This is a genomic window from Serratia sp. CY27727 (genome assembly GCF_052169275.1).
Classification (GTDB): Bacteria; Pseudomonadota; Gammaproteobacteria; order Enterobacterales; family Enterobacteriaceae; genus Serratia; species Serratia sarumanii.
The window spans coordinates 100,181-113,334 of sequence record NZ_JBJNLB010000005.1 but is presented as its reverse complement, the minus strand read 5'-3'; the positions used below and the strand labels follow the sequence as shown (position 1 = coordinate 113,334).

The window sequence follows — 13,154 nt, the reverse complement described above, 5'->3', positions numbered from 1 at the left end:
TCCACGTTTTACAGCCGAGCAAGCCAGCACCATGCGATTAAACCCCAGCCAACAACAAGCCGTCGAATTCGTTACCGGGCCCTGCCTGGTGTTGGCCGGTGCCGGTTCCGGCAAGACGCGCGTTATCACCAACAAGATAGCCCACCTGATCCACCATTGCGGTTATCAGGCGCGGCACATCGCCGCCGTGACCTTTACCAACAAGGCCGCGCGCGAGATGAAAGAGCGCGTGTCGCAAACTCTGGGGCGCAAAGAGGCGCGCGGGCTGATGATTTCCACTTTCCATACCCTGGGGCTGGAGATCATCAAGCGGGAATACGTGGCGTTGGGGATGAAGTCCAACTTTTCGCTGTTTGACGATCAGGATCAGCTGGCGCTGTTGAAAGAGCTGACCGAAAAGTGGCTGGAAAGTGACAAAACGCTGGTAGCGCAGCTGATTTCGACCATCTCCAACTGGAAAAACGACCTGATCGATCCCCAGCGGGCAGCGGCGCTGGCGCGCTCGGAGCGCGACAAGCTGTTCGCCCACTGCTACGGTCTGTACCACGCCCATATGCGGGCGTGCAACGTGCTGGACTTCGATGACCTGATCCTGTTGCCGACGCTGTTGCTGCAACGCAACGAAGAGGTGCGCGAACGCTGGCAGCAGCGTATTCGCTATCTGCTGGTGGATGAGTACCAGGATACCAACACCAGCCAGTACGAGCTGGTTAAGCTGCTGGTGGGCAACCGCGCGCGCTTTACCGTGGTGGGTGACGACGACCAGTCGATCTACTCCTGGCGCGGCGCGCGGCCGCAGAACCTGGTGCTGCTGAAGGAAGATTTCCCGGCGCTGCAGGTGATCAAGCTGGAGCAAAACTACCGTTCCAGCGAGCGCATTCTGAAGGCGGCCAACATTCTGATCGCCAATAACCCGCACGTGTTTGAAAAGCGGCTGTTTTCCGAGCTGGGGTATGGCGAAGAGCTGAAGGTGGTGACCGCCAACAACGAGGATCACGAAGCCGAGCGGGTGGTGGGAGAGTTGATAGCCCACCACTTCGTGAAAAAGACCAACTACGGCGACTATGCGATCCTGTACCGCGGCAACCACCAGTCGCGGGTGTTTGAAAAGATGCTGATGCAGAACCGCATTCCGTACAAGATTTCCGGCGGCACCTCATTCTTCTCGCGCCCCGAGATCAAGGATTTGCTGGCCTACCTGCGCGTGCTGACCAACCCGGAGGACGACAGCGCCTTCCTGCGCATCGTCAATACCCCCAAGCGCGAGATCGGCCCGGCGACGCTGCAGAAGCTCGGCGAATGGGCCAACCAGCGCAACAAGAGTTTATTCCACGCCAGTTTCGATCTGGGGCTGAGCCAGCACTTGACCGGACGCGGGCTGGAATCGTTGCAGCGTTTCACCCACTGGCTGGGCGGCATCGCCCAGCAGGCGGAACGTGAGCCGGTGGCGGCGGTGCGCGATCTGATCCGCGGCGTGGATTATGAGAGCTGGCTGTTTGAAACCTCGACCAGCCCGAAGGCCGCCGAAATGCGAATGAAGAACGTCAATACGCTGTTCGGCTGGATGACGGAGATGCTGGAAGGCAGCGATCTGGACGAGCCGATGACGCTGACCCAGGTGGTGACGCGCTTCACCCTGCGCGACATGATGGAACGCGGTGAAAGCGAAGAAGAGCTGGATCAGGTACAGCTGATGACGCTGCACGCCTCCAAGGGGCTGGAGTTCCCCTACGTGTTCCTGGTGGGCATGGAAGAGGGCCTGCTGCCGCACCAGAGCAGCATCGATGAAGACAATGTCGATGAAGAGCGGCGTCTGGCCTATGTGGGGATCACCCGCGCGCAAAAAGAGCTGATTTTCACCCTGTGCCGCGAGCGCCGTCAGTACGGCGAGCTGGTGCGGCCGGAGCCGAGCCGCTTCCTGCTGGAGCTGCCGCAGGACGATTTGGCATGGGAAACCGAGCGCAAAGTGGTGAGCCCGCAGGAGCGGATGCAGAAAGGGCAGAGCCATCTGGCCAATATCCGCGCCCAGCTGGCCAAGGCCAAAGGCGGGAATTAAAAAGACAGGGCTAGATGACTGACAAAGGAGGAAAAAGCGTGGTTTTTCCTCCTTTGTGGTTATCAGTCGAAAATCAATGAATTGATTTTCCTTATTTTTTATATGCTGTCTTATGTAAACTTGGCAATGTCATCAGGTTTGCCATTAACCTCAGGCGTGAATCGCGCCCTGGTCATTTCAACGCTGTTCTTCCAACCGCAGCGTCCAGTGGACGTAGCTCTGCCAGTGGCTTTCCTGCTCCAGCGCCTCGGCGCGCAGCGGATGCTGTTCCAGCCAACCCGGCGGCAAGATCACCGTCAGTTCATCGTCCTGATTGGCGCGCAACCGCACCGCCGGCAGCGTGTCATCGCGGCGGCGGCTGGCGAAGATGATCGCCAGGCGCAAAATGCGGCACAGACGCTGCGCAGTGCGCGGCGGCAGGGCGTTTTGCTGGTTCAACAGCGACAGGTCGAGGGGGTTGCTCTGGTTTTGCAGCAGGGTGGCCAGCAGTTTTTTCTGCGCCGGGGTAAAGCCGGGTAAGTCCAGGTGGCGGATCAGGTAGGCGGCGTGTTGCGGCGCCTGCTTGAAATCGACGCTGAGGCCGAGTTCGTGGATCAGACTGGCGCTGTGCAACAGCTCGCGACATCGCGCATCCAGCTGCCACTCGTTGGCGACCTGCTGCGAGAAGTTGGCGGCGAGTTGGCTGACGCGTTCGGCCTGCTCGGTGTCGATCAGGTAGCGGCGCTGCAGGTTGCGGATGGTGCGGATGCGAATATCCTGCTCCACCGGCAGATGCAGCATGCCGTAAACCAGGCCTTCACGCAGCGCCCCGCCGGCCAGCATCATGCTCTCGATGCCCAGTTCCTGGAATATGGCCAACAGAATGGACAGGCCGCTCGGGAACACCAGCGCGCGCTCCAGTGTCAACCCTTCGATCTCCAGCTCTTCCAGCTTGCCGCACTGAATGGCGCGCTGTTTCAGCTGGCGCAGCTTGGGCAGGGTGATGCGCTCATCCATGCCTTGCGCCACCATGATCTCCTGCAGCGCCTGTACGGTGCCGGAAGCGCCGACGCAGATCTGCCAACCTTGCTGGCGCAGCTGCGGTGCGATCGGGCGCACCATTTCGCGCGCGGCCTGTTCGGCGCGCTCGAAGTTTTCTTGCCCGAGGTTGCGATCGCTGAAGTAGCGCTCCAGCCAGGTGACGCAGCCCATCGACAGGCTATACAGCTGCGATGCTTGTGCGCCGGTGCCGGTGACCAGTTCGGTGCTGCCGCCGCCGATGTCGACGACCAGCCGCCGATCCGGTCCGCCGGTGGTGTGCGCGACGCCGTGATAAATCAGCCGTGCTTCTTCTTCGCCGCTGATCACCTGTACCGGGCAGCCGAGGATTTGCTCGGCGGCCTGCAGGAACTCATCGGCGTTGGACGCCAGGCGCAGCGTGGCGGTGGCGACGACGCGGATCTGCTCGCGCGGAATGTCCTGCAGGCGTTCGGAGAACAGCCGCAGGCACTGCCAGCCGCGTTGCATGGCCTCATGCGACAGGTGATTGTTCTGATCCAGCCCGGCCGCCAGGCGCACCTTGCGCTTGATCCGCGCCAGGGTCTGAATGCTGCCGGCCACCTCGCGCACCACTAACATGTGGAAGCTGTTGGAGCCGAGATCGATGGCAGCATAAAGCGTGCTGGAGCTGAGCATGGCGATCAGCTCGAGCGTTTACGGTTGTTGCGCGGCGCGCCGCCGCGACGAGGCGCGGAGTTGCGACGTGGGCCGTTGCCGCCGCGCGGGCGCGACAGGCGTTTCGGCGCCGGCAGATCGGTCAGCAGCGCATCGCTGTTGTACTTACTTACCGGAATGCTGTGGTCGATATAGGTCTCGATCGCCGGCAGGTTGAGCGCGTACTCTTCACACGCCAGGCTGATGGAGTGGCCGCTGGCGCCTGCGCGGCCGGTACGGCCGATGCGGTGCACGTAGTCTTCGCAGTCGTCAGGCAGATCGTAGTTGAAGACGTGCGTGACGGCAGGGATGTGCAGACCGCGCGCGGCGACGTCGGTGGCGACCAGGATGTCGAGGTTGCCCTTGGTGAAGTCGTCAAGGATGCGCAGGCGTTTTTTCTGCGCCACGTCACCGGTCAGCAGGCCCACGCGGTGACCGTCGGCGGCCAGATGGCCCCAGATGTCTTCGCAGCGGTGCTTGGTGTTGGCGAAGATGATGGCGCGATCCGGCCACTCTTCTTCGATCAGCGTCTGCAGCAGACGCATTTTTTCTTCGTTGGACGGGTAGAACAGCTCTTCTTTAATGCGGTGGCCGGTTTTCTGTTCCGGTTCCACTTCAACATATTCGGCGTTGTTCATCTGCTCGAAGGCCAGCTCGCGTACGCGATAGGACAGGGTGGCGGAGAACAGCATGTTCAGGCGTTGATCGGCCGCAGGCATGCGGCGGAACAGCCAACGGATGTCTTTGATAAAGCCGAGATCGTACATGCGATCGGCTTCATCCAGCACGACAACCTGCATCGCGCCGAGATCGACATAGTTCTGCTTGGTGTAATCGATTAAACGGCCGGTGGTGCCAATCAGAATGTCCACGCCGCTTTCCAGCACTTTCAGCTGTTTGTCGTAGCCGTCGCCGCCGTAGGCCAGGCCCAGTTTCAGGCCGGTGCTCTGGGAGAGCGCTTCTGCGTCGGAGTGGATTTGCACCGCCAGTTCACGCGTAGGCGCCATGATCAAGGCGCGCGGCTGATTGGTCTGGCGATCCTGTTTCGCCGGGTGAGTCAGCAAATAGTGAAAAGTAGACGCCAAAAACGCCAGCGTCTTTCCGGTACCGGTTTGCGCCTGACCTGCAACGTCACGCCCGGAGAGCGTGAGCGGCAATGCTAACGCCTGGATGGGCGTGCAATTGTGAAACCCTTTTTTCTCAAGGGCTTCAAGGACTAACGGGTGCAGGGCGAAGTCGGAAAACTTCTGTTCAGTCAAGTGTGTTTTGCTCATAGTGTGGTAGAATATCAGCTAACTATTGCTTTACGAAAGCACATCCGTTGAAATAAACGCGGTGCAATAAAATCACCTTGAGTTGGTTAATGCTACACCAACAAGGTAGACATAATCCTGTGGAGTAGAACATGAGCGATAAAATTATTCACCTGACTGACAGCAGCTTCGACGCTGACGTGCTGAAAGCGGAAGGGCCGATCCTGGTCGATTTCTGGGCTGAATGGTGTGGGCCGTGCAAGATGATTGCTCCGATTCTGGATGAGATTGCCGAAGAGTTCGAAGGCAAACTGACCATCACCAAGCTGAATATCGATCAGAACCCGGCTACCGCGCCCAAGTACGGTATCCGTGGCATCCCTACGCTGTTGCTGTTCAAGAACGGTGAAGTGGCCGCGACCAAGGTTGGCGCGTTGTCCAAAGGTCAGCTCAAAGATTTCCTGAACGCGAATCTGTAATCGGGCGGGAAGCCCAGTATCAGGCGCCTGGCGGTGATGTTCAATTCACCGCTAGACGCCTGCCAAGAAGCGTGTTAAGTTTAACCACACTGCATATAGAACTTGCCCGAAGTTTTAAATCTAAAGAGTTTGAATCTAAAGCTATACTCTGTGTCGAATCACTGGCGTTGAAAGTAAACTGAACTCAGCCCGTGTTTTGGCAATCAAACGGTTTTGCAAAAATCATTTTTAAGGTACCTTCGATCTTCAACCGTCAATGCGTGCGCCCGATGTAAGCCATTTCTTACCGCGACGGCTCTGCGCCCGGTGATCGAACGTCCAGTAAACAGGCACGCATCTCGCTGCCATACCATTCACGATACAAGTTCGAGACATACCCCGAGTTTAAGAACCCACCACTATGAATCTTACCGAATTAAAGAATACGCCGGTTTCTGAGCTGATTACTCTCGGCGAAAATATGGGGCTGGAAAACCTTGCCCGCATGCGCAAGCAGGACATTATCTTCTCCATTCTGAAGCAACATGCGAAAAGCGGAGAAGATATCTTCGGCGACGGCGTGCTCGAGATATTGCAGGATGGATTCGGTTTCCTCCGCTCTGGAGACAGTTCCTACCTCGCCGGTCCCGACGACATCTACGTATCCCCTAGCCAAATCCGCCGCTTCAACCTCCGCACAGGTGACACCATTTCCGGTAAGATTCGCCCGCCAAAAGAAGGCGAGCGCTATTTTGCCCTGTTGAAAGTCAACGAAGTCAACTACGACAAGCCGGAAAACGCCCGCAGCAAGATCCTGTTCGAGAACCTGACGCCGCTGCACGCCAATTCCCGTCTGCGGATGGAGCGCGGCAACGGCTCGACCGAAGACCTGACGGCGCGCGTACTGGATCTGGCGGCACCGATTGGCCGTGGCCAGCGTGGCCTGATCGTGGCGCCGCCGAAAGCCGGTAAAACCATGCTGCTGCAGAACATTGCGCAGAGCATCGCCTACAACCACCCAGACTGCGTGCTGATGGTGCTGCTGATCGACGAACGTCCGGAAGAAGTGACCGAGATGCAGCGTCTGGTGAAAGGCGAAGTGATCGCATCGACCTTCGACGAGCCGGCTTCGCGCCACGTGCAAGTGGCCGAAATGGTGATCGAGAAGGCCAAGCGCCTGGTTGAGCACAAGAAAGACGTGATCATTCTGCTCGACTCCATCACCCGTCTGGCGCGTGCCTACAACACCGTGGTACCGGCTTCCGGCAAGGTGCTGACCGGTGGTGTGGACGCCAACGCCCTGCATCGTCCGAAGCGTTTCTTCGGTGCGGCACGTAACGTGGAAGAGGGCGGCAGCCTGACCATCATCGCGACCGCGCTGGTTGATACCGGTTCGAAGATGGACGAAGTGATCTACGAAGAATTCAAAGGTACCGGCAACATGGAATTGCACCTGGCGCGTAAAATCGCCGAGAAACGCGTATTCCCTGCGATCGATTACAACCGCTCCGGTACCCGTAAAGAAGAGCTGCTCACCACTTCCGAAGAGCTGCAAAAAATGTGGATCCTGCGCAAAATCATTCACCCGATGGGTGAGATTGATGCGATGGAGTTCCTCATTAATAAGTTGGCGATGACTAAAACCAACGATGAATTCTTCGATATGATGAAACGCTCATAATTCGTTAAAAAATTCGCTGAACGCCACGCCTAGTCGTGGCGTTTTTCGCTTTTGGCGGATACGATAAGTAGCAGTAATGGAAAAGTAAGTTGTTTCCTCGACTTATTGAGAATTCATCTTGTTTGTCGGTCGGCTCTGCGCCGGTCGGCTTTGCTGCTGTCGTTTTGTCAGCCGATGCGAAGAAAATAGGCATGAATCACCGTTGTCATAGGAAATGACCGAAAGGTGGCGGGGGTCGATGGCACAAGCTATTGCCCGTGGTAAGCTGCCTTATCTTCTACAGAGATCTGTTAACTGTGAACTTACTCACTATGAGTACTGAAATTCTATTTGTTTTCCTGTTTTCTTTGGCTTTTCTCTTTGTTGCCCGCAAGGCGGCAAAACGTATTGGTCTGGTAGATAAACCCAATTATCGCAAACGCCATCAGGGGCTGATTCCACTGGTCGGCGGTATTTCCGTTTATGCCGGATTGTGCTTCGCGTTTTGGATTTCCGAACAACCTATCGCGCACGCCAAGCTTTATCTGACCTGCGCCGGCATTCTGGTGTTTGTGGGCGCGCTCGACGATCGTTTCGACATCAGCGTTAAAATCCGCGCCCTGGTGCAGGCGTTGGTCGGCATCGCCATGATGGTGTTCGCCGGTCTGTATCTGCGCAGCTTCGGCCATGTACTGGGCGACTGGGAGATGTTGCTGGGGCCGTTCGGCTATCTGGTGACGCTGTTTGCGGTATGGGCGGCGATCAACGCCTTCAACATGGTCGACGGCATTGATGGCCTGCTGGGTGGGCTGTCGTGCGTCTCCTTCGGCGCGCTGGGTCTGTTGCTGTACCTGAGCGGCCACCATGAGATGGCGTTCTGGTGCTTTGCGATGATCGCCACCATCGTTCCCTATATTTTGCTCAACCTCGGCATTCTCGGCCGCCGTTATAAGGTGTTCATGGGGGACGCCGGCAGTACCCTGATCGGCTTTACCGCCATTTGGCTGCTGCTGCAAAGCTCGCAGGGCAAGGCACACTCGATTAATCCGGTGACCGCACTGTGGATCATCGCTATTCCGCTGATGGACATGATAGCAATCATGTATCGTCGTTTACGCAAGGGGATGAGCCCCTTCTCTCCCGATCGTCAACATATTCACCACCTGATCATGCGAGCCGGCTTTACGCCGCGGCAGGCTTTTGTGTTGATTACCCTGGCGGCCGCATTGCTGGCGGCGGTTGGCGTGATCGGCGAACGCCTGACTTTTATCCCAGAGTGGGTTATGTTGGCATTATTCTTGCTTGCTTTCTTCCTGTACGGTTACTGCATCAAGCGCGCCTGGCGGGTTGCGCGGTACATTAAGCGTATCAAGCGTCGCCTGCGGCGTTCGAGCGATAACAAGCAAGTATCTTAACCAGAGGCTTTTTGGCTGTGATGAATCCAGAAACAACGTCTGACAAGCATACCCCGGCGGTGGATAACGAACTCGATATCCGCGGCCTGTGCTGCACCCTGTGGCGCGGCAAACCGTGGATTATCGGCATTGCGGTGCTGTTCGCGGCGGTCGCGCTGATCGTCTCTTATCTGGTAAAGCAAGAATGGAGCGCGACCGCAATCACCGACAAACCCACGGTGAATGCGCTGGGCGGTTACTACTCCCAGCAGCAGTTCCTGCGCAATCTGGATGTGCGCACGCTGCCGGCGACGGCCGGCGATCAGCCGAGCATCGCGGACGAAGCCTACAATGAGTTCATCATGCAGCTGGCGGCTTACGATACGCGTCGCGATTTCTGGCTGCAGAGCGATTACTACAAGCAACGTCAGGAAGGGGATGCCCGCGCGGATGCGGCGCTGCTCGACGAGCTGATCAACAACATCCTGTTCACGCCGCGCGACGACAAGAAAGTGCCGAACGACGGCGTGAAGCTGACGGCGGAAACTGCCGCGGACGCCAACCGCCTGCTGCGTCAATACGTGGCCTTCGCCAGCCACCGCGCTGCCCTGCACCTGAACGAAGAGATCCAGGGGGCGTGGGCCGCTCGCACTACCTCAATGAAGGCGCAGGTCAAGCGGCAGGAAGCGGTGGCGGATTCGGTTTACAAGCGCGAGCTGAACACCACGCAGCAGGCGCTGAAAATCGCCGAAAGCCAGGGGATCAGCCGCGCGCAGACCGACACCCCGGCCGAGCAACTGCCGGATTCGGATCTGTTCCTGCTGGGCCGGCCAATGCTGCAGGCGCGTCTGGAAGGTCTGCAGGCCTCCGGCCCGACCTATGACCTGGATTACGATCAGAACCGTGCGATGCTGGCGACGCTGAACGTTGGCCCGACGTTGGATGAGAAGTTCCAGACCTATCGTTATTTGCGCACGCCGGAAGAGCCGGTAAAACGCGACAGCCCGCGCCGGGTATTCTGGCTGATTCTGTGGGGCGCGATGGGCGCTTTGGTTGGCGCGGGCGTTGCCTTGGCGCGTCGGCCGCGTAGTTAAAAAATAATATAATAATCTGATGCAGGGCGCGTGAGCGCCCGATTCGCAGGCGGGGCCTGCGATTAACCGACCAAAAGAGAGTCGCTGTGAAAGTGTTGACTGTTTTCGGCACCAGACCTGAAGCCATCAAAATGGCGCCGCTGGTACATGCACTGGCCCAGGATGAGGCTTTTGACGCAAGAGTCTGCGTAACGGCGCAGCATCGTGAGATGTTGGATCAGGTATTGCGGTTGTTTGAGATCACGCCGAATTACGACCTGAACATCATGAAACCCGGCCAGGGGCTAACGGAAATCACCTGCCGCATCCTGGAAGGGCTGAAAGGGGTACTGGAAGACTTCAAACCGGACGTAGTGCTGGTGCACGGCGATACCACCACCACGCTGGCGACCAGCCTGGCGGCGTTCTATCAACGCATCCCCGTCGGGCATGTCGAGGCCGGGCTGCGCACCGGCAATCTGTATTCTCCCTGGCCGGAAGAGGCCAACCGCAAACTGACCGGCCACCTGGCGATGTACCATTTCGCGCCAACCGAGAACTCGCGCCAAAATCTGTTGCGCGAGCTGCTGCCGGACAACCGTATTTTCGTGACCGGCAATACGGTGATCGACGCGCTGTTCTGGGTGCGTGACCGCGTGATGAGCGATGCCGCGCTGCGGGCTGGCCTGGCACAGCGTTATCCGTTCCTCGACGCCGACAAGAAACTGATCCTGGTCACCGGTCATCGCCGCGAAAGCTTTGGCGGCGGCTTTGAGCGAATTTGCAGCGCGCTGGCGGAGATCGCCCGCAATCACCCGGAAGTACAGGTGGTGTATCCGGTGCATCTCAATCCGAACGTCAGTGAGCCGGTGAATCGCATTTTGAAAGGCATCGACAACGTCATGCTGATCGAGCCGCAGGATTATCTGCCGTTTGTCTATTTGATGACCCAGGCTTACATGATCCTGACCGATTCCGGTGGCATTCAGGAAGAGGCGCCATCGTTAGGTAAACCGGTGCTGGTGATGCGCGACACCACCGAACGCCCGGAAGCGATAGATGCGGGCACGGTGCGTCTGGTCGGCACCGATGTGGCCAAAATTGTTGAAGCGGTGACCCGGCTGTTGACGGACGAAAGCGAATATCACGCGATGAGTCGGGCGCATAACCCATACGGTGACGGACATGCCTGTCAGCGTATCCTCGAAGCTTTAAAGAATCATCAGGTGACACTATGAGTTTTGACACTATTTCGGTTATCGGCCTGGGTTATATCGGCTTGCCAACGGCGGCGGCGTTCGCTTCCCGCAAGAAAAAAGTGGTGGGTGTAGATGTTAACCAACATGCGGTAGATACCATTAACCGCGGCGCGATCCACATCGTCGAACCGGATCTGGACAAAGTGGTCAAGGACGCCGTCGACGGCGGTTTCCTGCGGGCGGTGACCAAACCGCTGGCGGCCGATGCGTTCCTGATCGCGGTGCCTACGCCGTTCAAGGGCGATCACGAGCCGGATCTGGCCTATGTCGAAGCGGCGGCGAAATCGCTGGCGCCGGTGCTGAAAAAAGGCGATCTGGTGATCCTGGAGTCCACCTCGCCGGTGGGGGCCACCGAACAAATGGCGGACTGGCTGGCGCAGGCGCGCAGCGATCTCAGCTTCCCGCAGCACGCGGGCGAAGCGGCGGACGTGAATATCGCCTACTGCCCGGAGCGCGTGTTGCCGGGGCAGGTGATGGTGGAGCTGATTCAAAACGACCGCGTGATCGGCGGCATGACGCCGAAGTGCTCGGAACGTGCCAGCGCGCTGTACAAGATTTTCCTCGAGGGCGAATGCGTGATCACCAACTCGCGCACCGCCGAGATGTGCAAGCTGACGGAAAACAGCTTCCGCGACGTGAATATCGCCTTTGCCAACGAACTGTCGCTGATCTGCGCCGAGCAGGGGATCAACGTCTGGGAACTGATCCGCCTGGCGAACCGCCATCCGCGGGTGAATATTCTGCAGCCGGGGCCGGGCGTCGGCGGTCACTGCATTGCCGTCGATCCGTGGTTTATCGTGGCGCAGAATCCGCAGCAGGCGCGCCTGATCCACACCGCACGCCTGGTGAACGACGGCAAACCGCTGTGGGTGGTCGACCGGGTGAAAGCGGCGGTGGCCGATTGTCTGGCCGCCACCGACAAGCGCGCGTCCGAGGTGAAAATTGCCTGCTTCGGCCTGGCCTTCAAACCGAATATCGATGATTTGCGTGAAAGCCCGGCGGTAGAAGTGGCGCACCTGATCGCCGAATGGCACGTCGGCGAAACGCTGGCGGTGGAACCGAACGTCGAACAGTTGCCGAAGTCGCTGGCTGGCCATGTGACGTTGACGCCAATCGCGGAAGCGTTGCAGCAGGCTGATGTGATCGTGATGTTGGTCGATCACCAGCAGTTCAAGGCCATCCGGCCGGAAGATGTAAAACAAACATGGGTTGTTGATACCAAAGGAGTATGGCGTTGAAACGTATTTTAGTGACCGGTGGTGCCGGTTTCATTGGCTCCGCAGTCGTGCGGCACATCATCGAGGCCACCGGCGATAGCGTGGTGGTGGTGGATAAGCTGACCTATGCCGGTAACCTCGAGTCGCTGGCGGTGGTGGCCGAGAGCGAGCGCTATGCTTTCGAGCAGGTCGACATCTGCGATCGTGCCGAACTGGATCGGGTATTTGCCCAGTATCAGCCGGACGTGGTGATGCACCTGGCGGCGGAAAGCCACGTCGATCGCTCTATCGACGGCCCGGCGGCCTTTATCGAGACCAACGTGGTGGGCACTTACACCATGCTGGAAGCGGCGCGCCATTACTGGCAGCCGTTGGCAGCGGAGAAGAAGCAGGCTTTCCGTTTCCATCATATCTCCACCGACGAAGTGTACGGCGACCTGCACGGCACCGACGATCTGTTCACCGAAACCACGCCGTATGCGCCGAGCAGTCCGTATTCCGCCTCCAAGGCGTCGAGCGATCATCTGGTGCGCGCCTGGTTGCGCACCTACGGTTTGCCGACCCTCGTGACCAACTGCTCGAACAACTACGGCCCTTATCACTTCCCGGAGAAGCTGATCCCGTTGGTGATCCTGAATGCGGTGGCCGGCAAATCGCTGCCGGTATACGGCAACGGCGCACAGGTGCGCGACTGGCTGTATGTCGAGGATCACGCGCGCGCGCTCTATCAGGTCGTGACCGAAGGCGTGGTAGGCGAAACTTACAATATCGGCGGCCATAACGAGCGCAAGAATATCGAAGTGGTGCAGACCATTTGCGATCTGCTGGAAGAACTGGCACCGAACAAGCCGCAGGGCGTGGCGAACTACCGCGATCTGATCACTTACGTGAAGGATCGCCCGGGCCACGATATGCGTTACGCCATCGACGCCGGCAAAATCGATCGTGAGCTGGGCTGGCGGCCGCAGGAAACGTTCGAAAGCGGCATTCGCAAGACGGTAGCCTGGTATTTGGCTAACGAAACCTGGTGGCGCCGGGTGCAAGACGGCTCTTATGCCGGCGAGCGTTTGGGGTTGTCAGATTAATTTAACG

The 13,154-nt window shown here is 58.5% G+C and carries 10 protein-coding genes; 8 read left to right on the top strand and 2 right to left on the bottom strand.

Annotation, left to right across the window (positions count from 1 at the left end; genetic code table 11):
- Positions 1-31 precede the first annotated feature (31 nt).
- Positions 32-2,056 (top strand): DNA helicase Rep, encoded by a 2,025-nt coding sequence (gene rep / locus ACJ8HB_RS14640; protein WP_033654001.1) that lies wholly within the window; start codon positions 32-34, stop codon positions 2,054-2,056.
- 177 nt (positions 2,057-2,233) lie between these two features.
- Here rep and ppx read toward each other — a convergent pair whose 3' ends face one another.
- Positions 2,234-3,730, bottom strand: coding sequence for an exopolyphosphatase (gene ppx, locus ACJ8HB_RS14635; RefSeq protein ID WP_033636627.1), 1,497 nt, complete (start codon positions 3,728-3,730; stop codon positions 2,234-2,236).
- Positions 3,731-3,735: 5 nt separating this feature from the next.
- Positions 3,736-5,022 (bottom strand): ATP-dependent RNA helicase RhlB, encoded by a 1,287-nt coding sequence (rhlB, locus tag ACJ8HB_RS14630; RefSeq protein ID WP_004934183.1) that lies wholly within the window; start codon positions 5,020-5,022, stop codon positions 3,736-3,738.
- 131 nt (positions 5,023-5,153) lie between these two features.
- Between rhlB and trxA the strand changes: the two genes are divergently transcribed.
- The 7 genes from trxA (at position 5,154) to rffG (ending at position 13,147) form a co-directional block, all read left to right on the top strand.
- Positions 5,154-5,480, top strand: a complete 327-nt coding sequence (trxA, locus tag ACJ8HB_RS14625; RefSeq protein WP_033636629.1) for a thioredoxin TrxA — start codon at positions 5,154-5,156, stop codon at positions 5,478-5,480.
- A 400-nt stretch (positions 5,481-5,880) separates the two neighbouring features.
- Positions 5,881-7,140: a transcription termination factor Rho gene (rho, locus tag ACJ8HB_RS14620; RefSeq protein ID WP_004934188.1), complete on the top strand. Its 1,260-nt coding sequence runs from the start codon at positions 5,881-5,883 to the stop codon at positions 7,138-7,140.
- Between the two features lie 296 nt (positions 7,141-7,436).
- Entirely contained in the window at positions 7,437-8,534 is a 1,098-nt protein-coding gene (gene wecA, locus ACJ8HB_RS14615) for a UDP-N-acetylglucosamine--undecaprenyl-phosphate N-acetylglucosaminephosphotransferase (protein WP_049233749.1), read from the top strand.
- A gap of 20 nt (positions 8,535-8,554) precedes the next feature.
- Complete coding sequence (gene wzzE, locus ACJ8HB_RS14610; RefSeq protein WP_047569837.1) at positions 8,555-9,607, top strand: ECA polysaccharide chain length modulation protein; 1,053 nt, start codon at positions 8,555-8,557, stop codon at positions 9,605-9,607.
- An 86-nt stretch (positions 9,608-9,693) separates the two neighbouring features.
- Positions 9,694-10,824, top strand: a complete 1,131-nt coding sequence (wecB, locus tag ACJ8HB_RS14605; RefSeq protein WP_041037227.1) for a non-hydrolyzing UDP-N-acetylglucosamine 2-epimerase — start codon at positions 9,694-9,696, stop codon at positions 10,822-10,824.
- Complete coding sequence (wecC, locus tag ACJ8HB_RS14600; RefSeq protein ID WP_047569835.1) at positions 10,821-12,083, top strand: UDP-N-acetyl-D-mannosamine dehydrogenase; 1,263 nt, start codon at positions 10,821-10,823, stop codon at positions 12,081-12,083. The genes wecB and wecC overlap by 4 nt, the downstream gene beginning before the upstream one ends.
- A complete protein-coding gene (gene rffG / locus ACJ8HB_RS14595; RefSeq protein ID WP_170943493.1) occupies positions 12,074-13,147 on the top strand; it encodes a dTDP-glucose 4,6-dehydratase in 1,074 nt (357 codons plus the stop codon). Before wecC ends, rffG begins: the two co-directional genes overlap by 10 nt.
- The last annotated feature ends 7 nt before the right edge of the window (positions 13,148-13,154 follow it).